This is a genomic window from Agrobacterium sp. SOY23, from assembly GCF_027212525.1.
In the GTDB taxonomy this organism is placed as follows: Bacteria; Pseudomonadota; Alphaproteobacteria; order Rhizobiales; family Rhizobiaceae; genus Agrobacterium; species Agrobacterium tumefaciens_I.
Window position 1 is genome coordinate 200,848 of the sequence record NZ_JAPWDT010000008.1, and the last position, 18,450, is coordinate 219,297.

The 18,450-nt window shown below is 60.1% G+C and carries 20 protein-coding genes; 12 read left to right on the plus strand and 8 right to left on the minus strand.

What is annotated here, in order from left to right:
* Positions 1 to 83: 83 nt before the first annotated feature.
* Entirely contained in the window at positions 84 to 1,631 is a 1,548-nt protein-coding gene (locus tag O3S81_RS21785; RefSeq protein ID WP_269346595.1) for a sigma-54-dependent transcriptional regulator, read from the plus strand.
* A 175-nt stretch (positions 1,632 to 1,806) separates the two neighbouring features.
* The gene (locus O3S81_RS21790) at positions 1,807 to 3,711 is read left to right on the plus strand and encodes a DUF882 domain-containing protein (RefSeq protein ID WP_269346597.1); all 1,905 of its coding nucleotides are present in this window, start codon (positions 1,807 to 1,809) and stop codon (positions 3,709 to 3,711) included.
* An 82-nt stretch (positions 3,712 to 3,793) separates the two neighbouring features.
* On the opposite strand, the gene pyk is transcribed toward O3S81_RS21790, so the two are convergent.
* Both pyk and O3S81_RS21800 read right to left on the minus strand, forming a co-directional pair.
* A complete protein-coding gene (gene pyk, locus O3S81_RS21795) occupies positions 3,794 to 5,233 on the minus strand; it encodes a pyruvate kinase (RefSeq protein ID WP_269346599.1) in 1,440 nt (479 codons plus the stop codon).
* Positions 5,233 to 5,619, minus strand: coding sequence for a DUF1036 domain-containing protein (locus O3S81_RS21800; protein ID WP_442864979.1), 387 nt, complete (start codon positions 5,617 to 5,619; stop codon positions 5,233 to 5,235). Before O3S81_RS21800 ends, pyk begins: the two co-directional genes overlap by 1 nt.
* Before the next feature lie 291 nt (positions 5,620 to 5,910).
* Here O3S81_RS21800 and O3S81_RS21805 point away from each other — a divergent pair, with 291 nt between their 5' ends.
* The 3 genes from O3S81_RS21805 to O3S81_RS21815 all read left to right on the plus strand — a co-directional run bounded on the left by O3S81_RS21805 (position 5,911) and on the right by O3S81_RS21815 (position 7,426).
* On the plus strand, positions 5,911 to 6,699 hold the full coding sequence (locus tag O3S81_RS21805) for an N-formylglutamate amidohydrolase (RefSeq protein WP_269346603.1): 789 nt from the start codon (positions 5,911 to 5,913) through the stop codon (positions 6,697 to 6,699).
* Positions 6,700 to 6,714: 15 nt separating this feature from the next.
* Positions 6,715 to 7,020, plus strand: coding sequence for a DUF1244 domain-containing protein (locus O3S81_RS21810; RefSeq protein WP_269346604.1), 306 nt, complete (start codon positions 6,715 to 6,717; stop codon positions 7,018 to 7,020).
* A gap of 148 nt (positions 7,021 to 7,168) precedes the next feature.
* Entirely contained in the window at positions 7,169 to 7,426 is a 258-nt protein-coding gene (locus O3S81_RS21815; protein ID WP_006314683.1) for a DUF2312 domain-containing protein, read from the plus strand.
* 68 nt (positions 7,427 to 7,494) lie between these two features.
* Here the strand turns inward: O3S81_RS21815 and O3S81_RS21820 are convergent, their stop codons facing one another.
* The 5 genes from O3S81_RS21820 to O3S81_RS21840 all read right to left on the minus strand — a co-directional run bounded on the left by O3S81_RS21820 (position 7,495) and on the right by O3S81_RS21840 (position 10,296).
* The gene (locus tag O3S81_RS21820; protein ID WP_269346610.1) at positions 7,495 to 8,115 is read right to left on the minus strand and encodes a tetratricopeptide repeat protein; all 621 of its coding nucleotides are present in this window, start codon (positions 8,113 to 8,115) and stop codon (positions 7,495 to 7,497) included.
* 101 nt (positions 8,116 to 8,216) lie between these two features.
* On the minus strand, positions 8,217 to 8,342 hold the full coding sequence (gene ykgO, locus O3S81_RS21825; protein ID WP_003497670.1) for a type B 50S ribosomal protein L36: 126 nt from the start codon (positions 8,340 to 8,342) through the stop codon (positions 8,217 to 8,219).
* Between the two features lie 147 nt (positions 8,343 to 8,489).
* Complete coding sequence (locus tag O3S81_RS21830; protein ID WP_269346624.1) at positions 8,490 to 9,566, minus strand: 5-(carboxyamino)imidazole ribonucleotide synthase; 1,077 nt, start codon at positions 9,564 to 9,566, stop codon at positions 8,490 to 8,492.
* Positions 9,567 to 9,577: 11 nt separating this feature from the next.
* Positions 9,578 to 10,045: a 5-(carboxyamino)imidazole ribonucleotide mutase gene (gene purE / locus O3S81_RS21835; RefSeq protein ID WP_035216131.1), complete on the minus strand. Its 468-nt coding sequence runs from the start codon at positions 10,043 to 10,045 to the stop codon at positions 9,578 to 9,580.
* 47 nt (positions 10,046 to 10,092) lie between these two features.
* Entirely contained in the window at positions 10,093 to 10,296 is a 204-nt protein-coding gene (locus O3S81_RS21840) for a YdcH family protein (protein ID WP_003497661.1), read from the minus strand.
* 234 nt (positions 10,297 to 10,530) lie between these two features.
* Here O3S81_RS21840 and O3S81_RS21845 point away from each other — a divergent pair, with 234 nt between their 5' ends.
* Positions 10,531 to 10,707 (plus strand): YdcH family protein, encoded by a 177-nt coding sequence (locus tag O3S81_RS21845; protein ID WP_003506164.1) that lies wholly within the window; start codon positions 10,531 to 10,533, stop codon positions 10,705 to 10,707.
* 103 nt (positions 10,708 to 10,810) lie between these two features.
* Here the strand turns inward: O3S81_RS21845 and O3S81_RS21850 are convergent, their stop codons facing one another.
* Complete coding sequence (locus O3S81_RS21850; RefSeq protein ID WP_269346627.1) at positions 10,811 to 11,575, minus strand: sulfite exporter TauE/SafE family protein; 765 nt, start codon at positions 11,573 to 11,575, stop codon at positions 10,811 to 10,813.
* A 104-nt stretch (positions 11,576 to 11,679) separates the two neighbouring features.
* Here O3S81_RS21850 and O3S81_RS21855 point away from each other — a divergent pair, with 104 nt between their 5' ends.
* The 6 genes from O3S81_RS21855 (at position 11,680) to O3S81_RS21880 (ending at position 18,399) form a co-directional block, all read left to right on the plus strand.
* Positions 11,680 to 12,333, plus strand: a complete 654-nt coding sequence (locus tag O3S81_RS21855) for a thiamine phosphate synthase (RefSeq protein WP_269346629.1) — start codon at positions 11,680 to 11,682, stop codon at positions 12,331 to 12,333.
* An 8-nt stretch (positions 12,334 to 12,341) separates the two neighbouring features.
* Complete coding sequence (locus O3S81_RS21860) at positions 12,342 to 13,442, plus strand: tetratricopeptide repeat protein (RefSeq protein WP_269346631.1); 1,101 nt, start codon at positions 12,342 to 12,344, stop codon at positions 13,440 to 13,442.
* Positions 13,443 to 13,606: 164 nt separating this feature from the next.
* The gene (locus tag O3S81_RS21865; RefSeq protein ID WP_269346632.1) at positions 13,607 to 14,407 is read left to right on the plus strand and encodes an inositol monophosphatase family protein; all 801 of its coding nucleotides are present in this window, start codon (positions 13,607 to 13,609) and stop codon (positions 14,405 to 14,407) included.
* A 201-nt stretch (positions 14,408 to 14,608) separates the two neighbouring features.
* On the plus strand, positions 14,609 to 15,631 hold the full coding sequence (locus tag O3S81_RS21870; RefSeq protein ID WP_269346634.1) for a flagellar motor protein MotA: 1,023 nt from the start codon (positions 14,609 to 14,611) through the stop codon (positions 15,629 to 15,631).
* Positions 15,632 to 15,633: 2 nt separating this feature from the next.
* Positions 15,634 to 16,665 (plus strand): peptidoglycan -binding protein, encoded by a 1,032-nt coding sequence (locus tag O3S81_RS21875; RefSeq protein WP_269346635.1) that lies wholly within the window; start codon positions 15,634 to 15,636, stop codon positions 16,663 to 16,665.
* 87 nt (positions 16,666 to 16,752) lie between these two features.
* A complete protein-coding gene (locus O3S81_RS21880) occupies positions 16,753 to 18,399 on the plus strand; it encodes an FAD-binding dehydrogenase (protein ID WP_269346637.1) in 1,647 nt (548 codons plus the stop codon).
* The last annotated feature ends 51 nt before the right edge of the window (positions 18,400 to 18,450 follow it).

The following is an 18,450-nucleotide window of genomic DNA, read 5'->3' on the forward strand; positions in this document are numbered from 1 at the left end:
CTGGATGTTCAAGTCTCCCATGCCAGAGTGCGGAATAAGGGACCGCATGAAGCAGGTCCATAAACCGGAAACCGGAGCTAAAAATGACCGCGCATGTTCTCGTGATAGACGATGATCCCGTCCAGCGCCGCCTGCTCAAAAATGCGGTGGAACGTTATGGGCATATGGCCTTGCTTGCCGAAAACGGCAAGGCGGGGCTGGAATTGCTCAAGCAATATAGTGGTGAGATCAACGTCATCGTCCTCGATCTGATGATGCCGGAAATGGATGGGCTTACCTTTCTGAAGGCCGTCGGCGAACTCGGCACCGATGTTCCCGTCATCGTTCAGACAGGACAGGGCGGCATCGAGACCGTTGTGCAGGCCATGCGCGCTGGCGCCTTCGATTTTGTCGTCAAGCCGGTCTCGCCGGAAAGGATCGGCGCCGCCATCTCCAATGCGCTCAAGCTGGACAGGAGAGAGGCAAAGGCCCGCACGGGCAGGCGCGGACGGAGCAATGCAGTGAATTTTACCGATATCGTTTCCGCAAGCCCCGCAATGCTGAGGGTCATTGAGCTCGCGCAGCGCGCCGCCCAGTCCAGCATTCCCGTGGTGCTGGAAGGCGAATCCGGCGTGGGTAAGGAAATGGTCGCCCGCGCCATCCAGTCGGCCGGTGACCGGGCGAACAAGCCGTTCATCACCGTCAATTGCGGTGCAATCCCGCATAATCTCGTGGAAAGTATCCTCTTCGGCCACGAGAAGGGCGCCTTCACGGGTGCGACGGAAAAACATGTCGGCAAGTTCATGGAGGCGGATGGCGGCACGCTGTTCCTCGATGAAATCGGCGATCTGCCGCTCGACGTGCAGGTGAAGCTTCTGCGCGCCGTTCAGCAGGGCGAAATCGAAACCGTCGGCTCCGCGCGGGTGCAGAAGGTCAATGTGCGGCTGATTTCCGCCACCAACAAGAACCTTATCGAAGAGGTGAAGGAAGGCCGCTTCCGCGAGGATCTTTATTATCGTCTCAACGTCTTTCCGATCACCATCCCGGCGTTGCGCCGCCGCAAGGAAGACATTCCGCATCTGGCGCGGGTTTTCGCCGAACGCTTTTCGGCGGAACAGAAATTGCCCAATTCCGTCGGTCTTAATGCCAGCGCGCTGGCGCTGCTGACGGCCTATGACTGGCCGGGCAATATCCGCCAGCTCGAAAACGCCGTTTTCCGCGCCGTGGTGCTGTCGCAGGGCGAGGAATTGTCGGATTCTGATTTTCCGCAGATCGCGCTGCAATTGCCGGAGTTTTCGAACGGCGATGATGGGGACGATGTCATCCACTCGCCATCCGGGTCGTCGTTGAAGCTTGCGGCCTATTCGCCACCCCCGCCGCCGGCTGCCGAAAGCCATGCCGTCATCGACGAACAGTCGGATATTTCCACCACCATCTATCGGGGCGGAAACCTGATCTCCAGCATGGACGATTCGGGCAATATCCGGAAACTGGCCGAGATCGAAGAGGAACTCATCCGTTTCGCCCTTCGTTTTTATCGGGGTCAGATGAGCCAGGTCGCAAGAAAGCTCGGCATCGGCCGCTCGACGCTTTATCGCAAGCTCAAGGATTATGGCATCGATCCGGATGATCCGCTTCGAGATGCCGCCTGAGGCCCAAACCGCTTATTCCAAGGCAGATCGTGAAATTCGTTAACTTCTGAGCAAGGATATCCGCTTACCGTCTATAAACCTCTTGTTAGTGGCTGATTCACTATGTAGAGGAAGGTTGTATGTGTGTGGCAATTTTGCCATCGTGTCACCGTATTTGACGTTCATTTGAGGCAATGTGACAGAAATTGTCTTCCAGGCGGGGATCGAATTGCCATATCTGCATCGGAATAACGCGCTTTCGACCAGGATCGCGCGCGGCTTGATCAAGGATATATGCACGAAGCTGTCGGCGCGCGCTGTCACCTTTGCCTGCCTGATGCTCGCCGCAATGCCTTTCGTAGGTGTTTCGGCGACGGAAGCCGCCGCCGAGACGCGTAGCCTCAAACTGTATTATATCCATACACGCGAGAAGGCGGTCATCACCTTCAAGCGCAATGGCAGATATGATCAGAAAGGCCTGCAGGAACTGAACCGCTTCCTGCGTGACTGGCGCCGCAACCAGCCGACGCGGATGGACCCGCGACTTTTCGATCTTGTCTGGGAAGTCTATCGCCGCAGCGGCGCGACCGATTACATCAATGTCGTTTCGGCCTTCCGTTCGCCCGAGACCAATGGACTGCTGCGCACGCGCACCAAGGGCGTTGCGGAAAAAAGCCAGCATATGCTTGGCAAGGCCATGGACTTTTACATTCCCGGCGTGAAGCTTGCCCGCCTGCGTGAAATCGGCATGCAGATGCAGATCGGTGGCGTCGGCTTCTATCCGACATCGGGCTCTCCCTTCGTGCACATGGATGTTGGCGGCGTTCGCGCCTGGCCGCGCATGAGCCGTCAGGAGCTCGTCCGCATCTTCCCGAACGGCAATACGCTGCATCTTCCTTCCGACGGCAAGCCGCTTCCAGGTTATGAGCAGGCGCTCGCCGATTACAAGAAGCGCGTCAGCTCGTCCTCCATTCAGGTTGCTTCCAGTGCCGGAGCCGGCCCCGCTTCTTCCGGTGAGGGCAAGCGCAAGACCCTGTTGCAGGCTCTCTTTGGTGGTGGTGACGAGGATGAAGATCCCGATAGCATCGCAGCGCCGGAGCCCGCAGAACGCCCGGCTGTCGCTCGCCCGGCGGCACCGCAGCAGGCGGCTCCCGAGCCTGAACCCACTATCGCCGTTGCTTCGGCACAGGCACTTCCCGGCGTGAACGATGCGCCGCTGCCGACGGCTCGTCCCGCATTTGGCAACCAGCCGCCAGCCAATACCGGCCTTGCGACTGCCCTTTATTCTCCGGCCCGCAATGCCGCGCAGGATGCCCTGCAGGCGGCGACGACGCCGACGCCGACCTCAGCTCCGGCCGAGCGCCAGCAATTTGCTGATCTCGCGGAAGTCTCGGTGCCTGTGCCCACACTTCTCGGCCCGCGTGGCATGAAGGGTGATGCGGAAGGGTCGATCCTGACGGCTTCTGCTGATGGTGCGACGCCAGCCGCGACCGGCGAACTCGCCTCCGTTCCGGTTCCGGCCAATCGTCCGGCCGTGGCGGAAGCCCTGCTGGCGGCGGCCAATGCCGATCCGGAAGGCGAAGACGATCTTGCCGAGGCACAACAGGATACGCTTTCGCCGACCGTGGTTGCGGCTCTTGAACAGAGCGGTCAAGCTGCCCGGTCGCAGGTCCAGTCTGCCGCCATGCCGACGGCCGCGCAATTCCCGGCTGCCGTCAACCACAAGGTTACCGTCGCGCCTGCCGAAACCGCCAAGGCCGAGCCGCAGCAGGGCTTCGGCGATGCCTTCGATCTGAAACCCGCCATCAATGGCGGTCTCAGCGCCGGCATGCCGACCAAGGGTTCGCGCCCGAGCAAGCAGGATGCGGCCGTTTCCGAGCAGGCGATGGTGGGCGGTGGTCGCTTGACGCAGGATCTTATTTCGGATTGGGCGCTCAACCAGAACAAGGGTACGACCGGACGCTCGGTAAAGGCGCCACGTGTTGTCGCCAACCGTATGCTCAGCAATGCCATGTCGGCTTCCGCCACCTCGGCGAGCTTCAAGCCGGGTGCAGTGGCCATCGAATCCAGCCGCTTCAGCACGCCGGTGAAGATGCACTGAGCCAGTTTTATCAGATGGCCGAAAGGCCAATAAAAAACCCGCCGGCGACGGCGGGTTTTTTCATGCGGTATTGTGAGCGGCGTCAGACGCCGCTCTGGCCGTCCGAGCCGATATAGGCGATGCGTACCATATTGGTTGCGCCGGGGGTGCCGAGCGGCACGCCGGCGGAGATGATGATGCGATCACCCGGCTTGCCGAAACCTTCGGAAACAACGATGCGACAAGCGCGGTTCACCATGTCGTCCAGATCGCTGGCATCGCCGGTGACGACGCAGTGCAGGCCCCAGACGACCGACAGGCGGCGTGCGGTCTGGATGATCGGCGACAGGGCAATGATCGGCACCTGCGGGCGTTCGCGCGCGGCGCGCAGGCCGGTCGTGCCCGAGGACGTATAGGTGACGATCGCCGCAAGCTTCAGCGTTTCGGCGATCTGGCGGGCAGCGAGCGAAATGGCGTCGGCACCTGTCGGCTCCGGCTGGGCGCGCTGCGCATAGATGATGTTGGAATAATAGGGGTCCTGTTCCACCGTGCTGGCGATGGAGGCCATGGTGGAAACCGCTTCGACCGGGTAGTCGCCGGAGGCGGATTCAGCCGACAGCATAATCGCATCAGCGCCTTCGAAGACGGCGGTGGCGACGTCGGAGACTTCGGCGCGGGTCGGCACGGGGGCGGTGATCATCGATTCCAGCATCTGCGTGGCGACAACGACCGGCTTGCCGGCGCGGCGGCAGGCGCGGGTCAGCTGCTTCTGGATGCCGGGAACGGCTTCCAGCGGCATTTCCACACCCAGGTCGCCACGGGCGACCATCAATGCGTCGGAAAGCTCGATGATTTCTTCGATACGCTCGACAGCCTGCGGCTTTTCGATCTTGGACATCAGGCCAACGCGGCCGCGCGCGATCTTACGCACTTCCGCCAGGTCTTCCGGGCGCTGAACGAAGGAAAGGGCAACCCAGTCCACTTCGTTGGTCTCCAGAACGGCATCGAGGTCGACGCGGTCCTTGTCCGTGAGAACACCGACGCCGAGCAGGGTGTCGGGCAGGCTGATGCCCTTGCGGTCGGAAATGCGGGTGCCGGAAACGACCGTGGTGACGATGCTTTTGCCGTCGCTCTTTTCAGCGCGCAGGTGCAGCTTGCCGTCATCGATCAGCAGGCGGTGGCCGGGCTTCACCGCCTCGAGAATTTCAGGATGCGGCAGGAAAACGCGGGTGTTGTCGCCGGGGGTGTCCTTGTTATCAAGGGTGAAGGTCTGGCCCGGAACCAGATCGACCTTCGTCTCGGCGAATTTTCCGACGCGCAGCTTGGGACCCTGCAGGTCGGCCAGAATGCCGATAGGACGGCCGGTACGGCTCTCAACGGAGCGGATGCGCTGAATGAGCGTCCGCATCACGTCGTGGCTCGCATGGCTCATGTTGATCCGGAAAAGATCGGCGCCAGCAAGATGCAGCTTTTCGATCATGGCCTCTTCGGAAGAGGCCGGGCCGAGAGTTGCAAGAATTTTGACTTTGCGGTTACGCTTCATCAGTTTTGATTTCCCTGTGTGCCTGGCGTATCGGAAAGCTGGACCATCCAGCTGCCCTGTCTGCCCGTGTCATATTCCTTGAAACCCATTCTCTGGAAGCTGCGGGCATAACAATCATCTACGCCGGCGATCTTGAACTCGTTCTCCGCCACGCACATGTTGACGTCACCAGTCCAGCGGCCGCCATGGGCGGCATCTTCTGCATAGAGATAATAATAACGTGACTGCAGCTCACCCTCGATCAGCGTTGCGCAGGTCGAAGAGGGAACCTGCCACCAGCCTTCGCTGACCCAGCCTTCCTGAGCGCGGTAGCCGATTGCGACCCCCACGAGATTCTGCGTGCTATTACACACGCGAAAATCCGCATGGGCGGGTGCCGCCATCATGAACGGGGTCAGAAACAATGCCGCTGCGGAAAAAAGACGGGCGATATGCCGAAAGTGGCGAGGAAGAGCGAGAGATGACTGAGTCACGGCTTCCATCCGGATTCCATGGTTATAATGAACACACTTCTTGGCGTGGCCGCCAAAGAAAGTCAACGCGAGTTTAATCGATTATATTGTTCGTGGGATCATGAGTGCGATAAGGTAGATGGCTGTTCTTTCGCCGCAACTTGCGCCCGGCCTCAAGCCATGCCATCAAGCTTCTCTCCTCAATCCTGCCCCAGAAAATCATCGATGAACGACTTCATACCCTATGAAATCATAGAAGGCGATTATGACAAAGGCATGGTTCTTCTGGCGGACCATGCCATGAACCTCCTGCCGGCACACTACGGCAATCTTGGCCTTCCGCAAACCGCTTTTCATCGCCACATCGCATTTGATATCGGCATAGAAGGGCTGACGCGCTCGCTTGCCGCACGCCTTGGCGTGCCGGCCGTGCTCGGGCGGTTCTCACGGCTGCTGATCGATCCGAATCGCGGCGAGGACGACCCCACCCTCATCATGAAGATTTCGGACGGGGCGATCGTCCCTGGCAACCATCCGATTTCGGATGAGGAATGGCAAAGGCGCATCGAGATTTTTCACCGGCCCTATCACAATGCCGTGGACCGAGTGCTGACCGGCGTGGCGCAAGCGTCTGAAGAAGCGCCGCTCGTCCTGTCTCTGCATTCCTACACGCCGTTCTGGAAAGAAACGCCGCGGCCATGGCATGCGGCCGTTCTGTGGGATACGGATCACCGTGCGGTCGATCCGCTTCTGGCACATCTGCGCGCCACCGGCGACATCCTCGTTGGCGACAACGAACCCTATGACGGGGCGCTCAAGGGCGATACCATGTATCGCCATTGCATGATGAAGGGCATACCGCATGCGCTGCTGGAGGTTCGGCAGGATCTGATCGCGGATGAGAAGGGGATCGCCGAATGGTCGGACCGGCTTGCTCCCATTTTCGCCGCAATGAATGACGATCCCGTTTTACATGAATATCAGCTGTTCGCCTCTCGCACCGGCCCCTATTGATCCTGGAGTTTTGCCATGACGAATGAGAACGACAACAGGCAGATCGAGTTCGAGGCGGCCGCCTTCCGCCGCCTCCTCAAGCACCTTCGTGACCGCCACGATGTGCAGAATATCGACCTGATGAATCTCGCGGGCTTCTGCCGCAATTGTCTTTCCAACTGGTATCGGGAAGCCGCCGAGGAAGCCGGCGTTTCGATCAGCAAGGATCAATCCCGGGAAATCGTCTACGGCATGCCCTATGAGGATTGGAAAGAGAAATATCAGGCGGAGGCGAGCGATGCCCAGAAAGCCGCCTTTGAGCAGAGCCGACCCAGGGAATAGCCCCTTATCGACGGAAACGACTTGACTGGACGCCTTTCAGTGGGCAGTTCACAGGGCTGAATTTTGCCGCCGGCTGGCGGCGACCGGCGAAGGCTTCGTCCGGATATAATGAACAGGGCTCAGATGCGGGCCGCCAATAAAGGATGATATGATGGACGAAACCAGCACCACAGAAACCGTCGCCGCCGCAGAACTGCGTCAGTTCATCGAGCGCGTCGAGCGCCTCGAAGAAGAAAAGGCTGCCATTCAGGGTGATATCAAGGATGTCATGGGTGAGGCGAAGGGCCGTGGTTACGACACCAAGGCGATCCGCACCATCATCCGCCTGCGCAAGAAGGACGCCAACGAGCGTATCGAGGAAGAAACGATTCTCCAGACCTATATGGCCGCGCTCGGCATGGAATGATCGGTTGAGAACGCCTCAATGAAAAATCGCCGCTTTTGCGGCGATTTTTATTTGTGCTTTTGTCAAATTCAGCCGCGCGTGCCCGCCAGCTTTTCCGAGAGGTCGGCGGCTTCCTTGCGGGCGTCCTTGTCTGCGGGGTAAACCGCCAGATAGCGTTCCCAGGCCTTCAGTGCCAGCTCGTCGCGGCCGGAGGCTTCGAGGATGTTGGCGAGGCTCGCCAGCGCCGGAAAATAGCGCGGCTCCATTTCCAGAGTCAGGTTGATGTCCGCCATCGCCTTGCGGGTATCGCCATCGGCGAAATGCACCATGGCGCGACGATAGGGCGCCTGCACATAGGTCGGGTCGAGCAGGATGACCTGGTCGAAAAAATCATAAGCGGCTGCGTTCCGCTTTTCGTCTGCGGCTTCGCCGGCCCATTGCATCAGGAGATTGACGGTCGCGCTGCCGGAATCATTCCATTCGGAGGCGATCTGGTTGGCGATGCTGCGCGCCTTGACGGCATTCCGCTCTTTTTTCAACGATGCGAAAAGCGTGTCGATGGTTTTGGCGGGGGAAGGCGCGGCTTCTACCGCTGCAGCAGGCTGTCCGTCCGCCGCATGACCAATGGCGACCGCTCCCGAAATCGGGAGGCCGGAAAGCAGGAAACCCTGAGCGAGGATGATAGCCGTGCAAAAACGATTTGGGCGCATGGGTTAAAGCTTAACCCGGCTGCGCCCAATATCAAATGCAAACTTCTGCACTGTCAACAAAGTGATCCGCGAGATTGATCGCGAACCGCAGTCGCGATCAATCAGCCCTGACGAGCCTTGAAGCGCGGGTTCTGCTTGTTGATGATGTAGACGCGGCCCTTGCGGCGAACCAGGCGGTTATCGCGATGACGGGCCTTAAGCGCTTTAAGCGAATTCTTGATCTTCATTTTACTGGTCCGCAGTTTTGCACGGTTTCTGCCGTGCTTATTCAAACAATCAAAAGCGCGCAACGGGGCGCGCTCTTTTCGGTTGGCAGGCAGATACCCGTTTGAGCCATGCCTGTCAACACTTGGCCGCGTCTTTGCCTTAAAAGACTAGGCTTTTCCTGTGTGCAGAAGCTCGGTCACATGGCCCATCTTGCGGCCTGGCCGTGCTTCCGTCTTGCCATAGAGATGCACGAGACAGTCTTTTTTCGAAAGCCATGCCGGCACATCGTTGATGTCGTCACCGATCAGGTTGATCATGACGCAATCGGAATGGCGATCCGTGCTGCCGGGGGCAAGGCCCGAAACGGCGCGGATATGCTGTTCGAACTGCGAGATCACGCAGGCCGCTTCCGTCCAGTGGCCGGTATTGTGAACGCGTGGCGCCATCTCATTGGCAACCAGCGAACCATCCGGCAGGACGAAGAATTCGATGCCGATGACGCCGACATAATCGAGCGCGGCGAGAAGTTTTTCCGCCGATTGTACGGCAACAGCTTTCGCTGCATCGGAAAGGGCGGCCGGCACCGTCGAGGTGTGCAGAATGCCGTTCAGATGAACGTTTTCGGCCGGGTCGTAACAGGTGACGGTGCCGTCCTTGAAACGGGCGGCGATGATCGAAATTTCCCGCTCGAAGGTAATGAAGCTTTCGAGGATGAGCGGCACGCCGCCAAGGGCTGCAAAGGCGCCTGTAAGGTCTTCGCCGCCCCGGAAGAGACGCTGGCCCTTGCCGTCATAACCCATGCGGCGGGTTTTCAGCACGCCCTTGCCGCCAAACGCAGCGAGAGCGGCTTCCAGCTCATCCTGACTGTCCACGGCGTGGAAATCGGCGGTCGGAATGCCGCAACCGTTGAGGAAACGTTTTTCCGTCAACCGGTCCTGCGAAGCGCTGAGCGCCTGCGCCGGCGGATAGACGGGCACGGAAGCGCTTAGTTTTTCGGCGGCCGCGACAGGCACGTTTTCGAATTCGTAGGTGACGACATCGCAGCGGCTTGCGAGCTCCGCAAGCGCCTTTTCGTCGTCATATTCCGCGACGATCTGGTCATTGCAAACCTGCGCGGCCGGACAATCGGCCTGCGGCTCCAGCACGATGGTGCGGTGGTTGAGGCGGGCTGCGGCCATGGCGAGCATGCGGCCAAGCTGCCCGCCGCCGATGATGCCGATGGTCAGGTTGGTCGTCTTTGCCATCACGTTTTTCGTCACTGGGCGCTATCCATGGGATATTCCGCGACGGCTGCCGACTGGCGGGCGCGCCAGGCATCCAGCCGGTCGGCGAGGTCTTCATCGCTGAGCGCCAGGACAGCGGCTGCAAGAAGGGCGGCATTGATGGCGCCGGCCTTGCCGATGGCAAGCGTGCCGACCGGAATGCCTGCGGGCATCTGCACGATGGAATAGAGGCTGTCCTGACCGGACATGGTCTTTGACTGTACAGGAACCCCGAAGACCGGAAGCGGGGTCATGGCGGCCGTCATGCCCGGCAGGTGGGCGGCACCGCCCGCGCCGGCGATGATGACCTTGAAGCCCTCGTCCTTTGCGCCGTTGGCAAAGTCATAAAGCCGGTCCGGGGTGCGGTGGGCGGAAATGATGCGGGCTTCATATTCCACGTCGAGCGCATCCAGCGTATCGGCGGCGTTCTTCATGGTTTCCCAGTCGGACTGGCTGCCCATGATGATGGCGACGGGGGGCGTTTCTGCTGTCACGTAATCTCTCCGGCTCAGGCGATGATATCGGGAATGACCTGGTCTTCCAGCTGGGTCATCTTGTCCTTGACGGCCAGCTTCTTCTTTTTCATGCGCTGTATTCTCAGCGCATCGCAGCTGGTCTGGATCATCGCGTTGATCGCCGCGTCATAATCCTCATGCTCCTGGCGCAGCCGCGCCAGCGTGAGCCTGATGTCCGCCTGGTCCTGATCGGGCATCTCGTCATCCCCATTTTATGCCGCCGGATCGGCTCCGGCGTGTATGTCATCCGTTCTGGAGGCTCTATCATCAAATCGCGGGAACGGGAAGTTATCCCTTGCGACCAAATTGCCCACTTATTGCCTTCATTTCGCCTTCGACAAGCGGCGCGATCCGTGTCACATTGCCGTCGTAAACCTGAAACTCCAGCGATGGAGAGCTGGAGGTAGGTTCAAAAAGGAAGGACGTGCCGCATGACCATTCAGGCTCATATTGCATCGCTCGAAAAGAAACACGGTGCTCTGGAGGAGGAGCTCGAAAGTATTCTTGCTTCCCCGTCGTCTGACGATAGAGAGATCGCGGACCTTAAACGTCGAAAACTGCGCCTGAAGGATGAACTGCAGAGGCTCAAAGCCTCGACAAGACATTGAATTATGCCAGGCCGCCGGCCCTCGATGAATGAGGAGCGGGCGGTCTGAGCCTCTCAAGCTCTGGCGGCGAAAACCTGCTGCCAGAGCTTTTTTATTGCCGGATTTAGAACGGCAGCCCGTCCCACAGCAGTTTCAGCGCCGCAATCAGCGCCATCGCATACATCAGCGGGTAAAACACGGCCGGTTTCAGATATTTCACCACCCTTGCGCCGGCAAGCGTCGCCAGCATTGCCACCGGCAGCAGGGTGGCCGAAGTCTTGAGGTTCGTTGCGTCGAGCGCGCCGAGAGCGAAATAGGGGATGAGCTTGATTGCGTTCATGATGGCGAAGAAACGCACGCTCATGCCGGTATAGGTCTTGGGATCGAGCTTCAGCGGCAGGACATAAATCTGAAAGGGCGGTCCACCGGCATGGGCGACGAAGCTCGCATAACCGGACAGGCTGGACCAGAGTGTCGCGGCGGCCGGTCTTTGCGGTTTGGCCGGAATTTCCTGGCCTTTGCGGCTTTTGAAGCTCTCGTAAAAATAACGCAGCACGAACAGGATCGTGACCGAGGCGACGACAAGCCGCATGGCATTTGCGGAAATGAGGCTGGATGTCGCCCAGCCGAGTGCGATGCCGGCGATGGCGCCGGGCAGCATGATGAGCAGCGTTTCCCGGTGATTGTGCCCTCGCCACGCCCAGAGCGCCACGATATCCATGACGATCAGGATCGGAAGGAAGATCGCCGCCGCCTGCACGGGCGAAACGGCAAGTGCCATCAGTGGCACGCCCATCAGCGCCAGCGCGCCGCCAAGCCCCCCCTTGGAAAGGCCGACAAGCACGACTGCGGGGATGGCGACGAGATAAAAATGAAAATCGGTCAGCATGGATGTATGGTTGATCCTTTCGCCGGTCCGGTTTATCGGATTTGTCATATGAAAACGAGTGCAGATCGCGCCATAAGCGTCCTCTGCCTGAAATGGACGAAACGATGAGCATTGTTGAAGACCGTTGCCGCCTTGTCCTGATCGTTCCGCAAGCGGACGATGTGCAAAAGCAGGTGACAGATGTGGAAGACGCGCTGCGGGGCGGCGATGTCGCTTCGGTCATCATTCCGCAATATGGTCTGGATGACGCCGCCTTCCAAAAACGCGCGGAACTGATTGTGCCCGTCGTCCAGAAGGCCGGGGCGGCAGCGCTCATCGCCGGTGACAGCCGAGTCGCCGGTCGAGTGAAGGCGGATGGCCTGCATGTGGTCGGCAATGCCGAGGCGCTTGCCGAGGCGGTGGAAAAATTCACGCCGAAGCTGATCGTTGGCGGCGGCACTGCGGACGACCGTCACAAGGCGCTGGAGCAGGGCGAGTGCAATCCGGACTATGTGTTCTTTGGAAAGCTGGAGGGTGACATCAAGCCGGAGGCGCATCCCAAAAATCTGGCGCTCGGCGAGTGGTGGGCGTCGATGATCGAAATCCCGGCCATCGTCATGGGCGGCACGGATCCGTCGTCGGTGCTTGCCGTTGCCGAAACCGGCGTGGAGTTCGTGGCCATGCGCAGCGGCGTTTTCGACAATGCGTCCGGCGCTGCCCAGGCCGTTTCTGAAATCAACGCCTTGCTTGACGAAAAAGCGCCACGGTTGGACGGTTGATACAGGCGATGATCATGCGCTCGGTTCACCTCCGCATTTCCGTTTTGCTGCTGGCGCTCGCTTTCGGCGTGCCGGCGGGTGTCGCTTTTGCCCAATCCGGGCCGCAGAGCGAAAGCAATGCGCTTTCCCGCCAGCTGGAAAGTGAGGCTCAGCCGACCCGTCAGGGCAGGGTGCAATCCGAAGAGCAGAAGGACTTGCAGCCTTCTGCAGGCGTGAATGTCTATCAGCGCATGGGCGCGGATCTGCCGGCCCTGCCGCCGGAAAAGGAATTCAAGGGCCGGGTGGACGAAGCCTATGGCCATTTCCAGCGCGGCGAATATGTGCAGGCGCTCGACAAGGCACTGAACCGCGCCCAGAACGGCGATGCGGCCGCCCAGACGCTGGTGGCGGAAATGATGTCGCGGGGTCTCGGCATCGCCCGCGACGAAAAGACCGCCACTTTCTGGTATCAGCAGGCGGCTGGCGGCGGCGATCCCGTCGCCATGTTCAAATTCGCGTTGATCCTGATGGAAGGCAAATTCGTCACCCGTGACAAGGCAAAGGCTGACGATTTCATGCGGCGTGCGGCGGAAGCCGGCAATGCCTCTGCCCAGTTCAACTGGGGCCAGATTCTGGTTTCGGAAAATCCCGGTGCCAAGGGGCTCTTGATGGCCTTGCCGTTCTACGAAAAATCCGCCGATCAGGGCATTGCTGACGCGCAATATGCGGTCTCGCAGATCTACTGGACGGTCAAGGATGTGCCGGCCGAAAAGAAAGCCAAGGCGCGGGACTGGCTGATGCGGGCCGCGAAGGCGGGTTACGATACGGCGCAGGTCGATCTCGGCATCTGGCTCGTCAATGGTTTTGGCGGCGAGCGCAATCTGGATGAGGGCTTCCGCTGGCTTTATGGCGCGGCACAACGCGGCAATGTCGTGGCGCAGAACAAGGTGGCGCATCTTTACGTGCAGGCGCTCGGCACCCGGCCGGATCCCGTGGAGGCGGCCAAATGGTATGTGCTTTCCCGCCGCGCCGGTCTGAAGGATCCGAGGCTCGAGGACTTTTATCTCGGCATCACCGACGAGCAGCAGAAAAAGGCGATCGAAGCGGCAAATCGTTTCCGCCCGACGTGATGCAGCTACCTTTCCTTCGCTGCCGACATTCTCATTCGGGCTTTTTGCCTTGAATTTCCGCGCGTTTTGTGGTCTTGAACCGCAAACTTTCAATTCAAGAAAATAATGACGTGCCTGCCCGTTGCGCTTCGGGCGGCTCGCAAGCTTTCCAGGAAACAACATCGATGGCCCGTTCAGCCCTTCTCAATGTCATGGTTCAGGCCGCCATCAAGGCGGGTAAGTCTTTGTCGCGTGACTTCGGTGAAGTGCAGAACCTTCAGGTTTCGGTCAAGGGACCGAGCGACTTCGTGTCTCAGGCAGACCTCAAGGCCGAAAAGATCGTGCGTGAAGAGCTGATGAAGGCCCGCCCGACCTACGACTTCCTGGGCGAGGAAGGCGGCGAGGAAAAGGGCACCGATGGCGCGCATCGCTGGATCGTCGATCCGCTTGATGGCACCACCAATTTCCTGCACGGCATTCCGCATTTTGCGGTATCCATCGCGCTGGAGCGGAACGGTGAAGTTGTTGCCGGCGTGATCTTCAACCCGGCCACCGACGAACTTTACACCGCCGAGCGCGGCGGCGGCGCGTTCCTCAACGATCGCCGCATCCGCGTTGCCGCGCGCAAGGCGCTGACCGATTGCATCATCGGCTGCGGTGTGCCGCATCTTGGCCGCGGCAATCACGGCAAGTTCCTGGTCGAGCTTCGCCATGTCATGGGTGAGGCCGCAGGCATTCGTCGCATGGGCGCGGCTTCGCTGGACCTCGCTTATGTTGCGGCGGGCCGTCTCGATGGTTTCTGGGAAGCGGACCTCTCGCCCTGGGACATGGCGGCCGGTCTGGTGCTGATTCGTGAAGCCGGCGGTTTTGCTTCCGATGCCAAGGGCGGTGCGGATATCTTCGGCAGCGGCAGCGTTGCTGCCGGTAACGAATATATCCACAAGGCGCTTGTTGAGGTCGCCAATCGCCCGGTGCCGGGTCGCTGATGCATTTTCGGCAGATAACCTGCCGTTTTCTGTAAGTTTTAGACGCCCGGTGAATTTTCGCCGGGCGTTTTCGTTTTCCATTGCCGACTGCTCATCCAGTTTCCTGAAATGCCTGTGACGAAAGACCGGCTTTTCGCTTCAAATCGTCGCAATTTTCAAATAGCTTCCGCTTGATACGTGACCAGAGGGAATGCGAACGTTATGGCGGATTCGGAGCTGCTCGATCTTGGTGTCGAGAAACCGGTGACCACGCGGCAATACAGCCACAAGCTGTCCAGCCCCACACCCTTTCTCTGGACGATGGTTCTGTTTCTGATCCTCGTCGGCTTTCTGGCGGCCATTCTCTATCGGCAGGCGCACACCGCCTTCATGACCAATCCGGGGCTCAACGGCTTCATTCTCGGCGTGCTCGCCATCGGCATCATTCTGGTGTTTACGCAGACCATGAGCCTGCGGTCTGAAGTTCGCTGGTTCAACGCTTTCCGCGCCGCCGGCAGCGTCGAAAAGGTCGGCCGTGCACCAAAACTGCTGGCACCGATGAGCACGCTTATCGGCAAGCGCGGCGAAGTCCGGCTGTCCACCGTCACGCAGCGCACGATCCTCGATTCCATCGCCACACGTCTTGATGAAACGCGTGACACATCGCGTTACCTCGTCGGCCTGCTGGTGTTTCTCGGCCTGCTCGGTACATTCTGGGGTCTGATCGGCACCATCGGCGCCATCAGCAATGTCATCCAGTCGCTCGATCCGAGCGCGGGCGACAGCAACGATATTCTGAGCTCGCTGAAGGCTGGTCTCACCGCGCCGCTGGCGGGCATGGGAACGGCGTTCTCCTCCTCGCTGCTCGGTCTTTCGGGCTCGCTGATTCTCGGTTTCCTCGATCTTCAGGCCGGTCGCGCACAGAACCGATTTTATACCCAGCTGGAAAACTGGCTTTCATCGGTAACGGATACGTCGGCGGAGGGGCCGAGGGAGTTCAAGGCCGCTGAACCGGGCGCCGTGGTCAGCACCGAGCGCTCGCTGGCGGCCATGACCAGCCTTGCCGAAGGCATTCAGGGCCTCGTCAAGAATATGCGCAGCGAACAGCAGATGCTGCGCGACTGGATCGAGGCGCAGCAGGAAGAATCGAAATCGCTCCGCCGCACGCTCGACCGGCTTTCGACGCGTATCGACAGCGAGACAAAATCCCCCGGACGCACCCGGCACGATAACGGGAGCGAGTAGCCATGGCGCTTGCGCGCAACCGCCGCCGCGACAGGGGTGTGGATTATTGGCCGGGTTTCGTCGATGCGCTGTCGACGCTGCTCATGGCCATCATGTTTCTGCTGACGGTTTTCGTGCTGGCGCAATTCGTGCTGTCGCGGGAAATTACCGGCAAGGACGAGGTGCTGACCCGCCTCAATAGCCAGATTGCCGAACTGACCGAGCTTCTGGCCATGGAAAAGGGCAACAAGCAGGATATCGAGGACGCGCTTGCGAGCCTGCAATCCACACTTGCGGCTTCGGAAAACGAGCGTTCGCGCCTGCAGGCACTTCTCGATGCGGGATCGGGCAATAATGCCAACGCCAATGCCCGCATCGGCAGCCTGACCGGCGAACTGGATGAGCAGCGGCAGGCGAATTCCCGCGCCTCCGCGCAGATCGAATTGCTGAATCAGCAGATTGCGGCTCTGAGGGCGCAGATCGCTTCCGTCGAAGCTGCCCTGCAGGCATCGGAGGCCAAGGATGCCTCGTCTCAGGTCAAGATCGCCGATCTCGGCCGTCGCCTCAATGTCGCGCTGGCGCAGCGCGTGCAGGAATTGAACCGTTATCGCTCGGATTTCTTCGGTCGGCTGCGTGAAATCCTTTCGGACCGCGAAAACATCCGCATCGTCGGTGACCGTTTCGTCTTCCAGTCGGAGGTGCTCTTTCCTTCCGGTGGCAACGAACTCAATCCGGAAGGGCAGGCGGAGATGGAGAAGCTGGCGGTTGCGCTGCTCGATCTCGCCAAGGAAATTCCGGCCGAGATCAACTGGGTGCTGCGCGTGGATGGCCATACGGATAATGTCCAGCTTTCCGGTTCCGGCCGCTACCGCGACAACTGGGAGCTTTCTTCTGCCCGTGCGACATCGGTGGTGAAATTCCTGATCTCCAGGGGCGTACCGGCAAACCGGCTGGTTGCCGCCGGTTTCGGCGAATATCAGCCGATTGCCGAAGGTGACTCACCGGAAGCGCGCCAGCAGAACCGCCGTATCGAACTCAAGCTGACCGAGCGCTGAATCACGGCCCCATCATGACCGTTGCCTTCTGGCGAAAGTAAATTTACGTTCGCGTAAAAGTAATTCCGTCATATCTGGGAGGGGCTGATGGAACGCTATGATGTGATTGTCGTCGGCGCGGGGCTTGCGGGGCTGGTGGCGGCCACTGAGGCGGCCGAGCGTGGTTTCAGCGTCTGTGTCGTAGATCAGGAGGGGGAGCAGAACCTCGGAGGCCAGGCCTTCTGGTCGCTGGGCGGACTGTTTTTCATCGATAGTCCCGAGCAGCGCCGGATGCGGGTGCGAGACAGTCTCGATCTTGCCCGGCAGGACTGGTTTGGTTCGGCCGGTTTCGATCGCCCCGAGGACCGTTGGCCGCGTCGCTGGGCGGAGGCCTATCTTGATTTCGCGGCCGGCGAGAAACGCGGATGGCTGCATCGCATGGGCATGCGCTGGTTTCCCGTGGTTGGCTGGGCCGAGCGCGGCGGCTCTTTGGCGGATGGTCACGGCAATTCCGTTCCGCGCTTTCATGTCACATGGGGCACCGGTCCCGGAGTGCTGGCGCCCTTCGTCAAGAAAGCACAGGACATGGCGGCAAGCGGTCGATTGACTTTCCGCTTCCGCCATCAGGTCGACCGTCTGGAAACGACCGATGGCCGGATCGCAGGCATTTCCGGCGTCGTGCTTACCGCTGATCCGGTTCTTCGTGGTCAAAAAAGCAGCCGCGATGCCGAGGGTGACTTCCGCCTTTCTGCCTCCGCGGTCGTCGTCAGTTCCGGCGGCATCGGTGGCAATCAGGAACTGGTGCGGCGCAACTGGCCGGTGGAACGTCTGGGCAGGCCGCCGGAAAATATGGTCTGTGGCGTGCCCGCGCATGTGGATGGCCGCATGATCGGCATTACTGAAACCGCTGGCGGGGCCGTCATCAATCGGGACCGCATGTGGCACTATACCGAGGGCGTGAAAAACCACGATCCGATCTGGCCGAACCACGGCATTCGTATTCTTCCCGGCCCGTCATCCTTCTGGTGCGATGCCGGTGGAAACCGGCTCGATGCTCCCGCCATGCCGGGCTTCGATACGCTCGGCACGTTGAAGATGCTGGGTGAGCGCGACAGCGGCCACAGCTGGTTCATTCTGACCAAGGCGATTATCAAGAAGGAGTTTGCGCTTTCAGGCTCGGAGCAAAATCCGGATCTGACGGGTAAGGATATACGGCTGCTGCTAAAACGGCTGGGCAAGGAGCCGCCGGGTCCGGTGCGGGCCTTCATGGAGCGGGGCGAAGACTTTGTCGTTCGCGATACGCTGGAAGAGCTGGTGATGGGAATGAATGCCGTCAGCGGTGGGGACCGGCTCAATATCGATCATGTCCGCCGGCAGATAGAAGCACGGGACCGAGAAATCGAAAACGGCTTCAGCAAGGATGTGCAGGTAACGGCGATCCATGGCGCGCGCCGTTATCTGGGTGACCGGCTGATGCGGACGGCAAAACCGCACCGGTTGCTTGATCCGGCAATGGGGCCGTTGATTGCCGTGCGCCTGCATGTGCTGACGCGCAAGACGCTCGGTGGCCTGCATACCGATCTCGAAGCACGGGTGCTGGATGCCACGGGTCAACCGGTGCCGGGCCTTTATGCCGCCGGTGAGGTGGCGGGTTTCGGCGGCGGTGGCATGCATGGTTATAATGCGCTGGAGGGCACATTCCTTGGCGGCTGCCTGTTTTCAGGCCGCGTTGCGGGACGCAGGGTGTTGGGCTAGAGCAATTCCGGTGAACACCGGTCCACCTCCATTGCTCTAACTCTTTGTTTT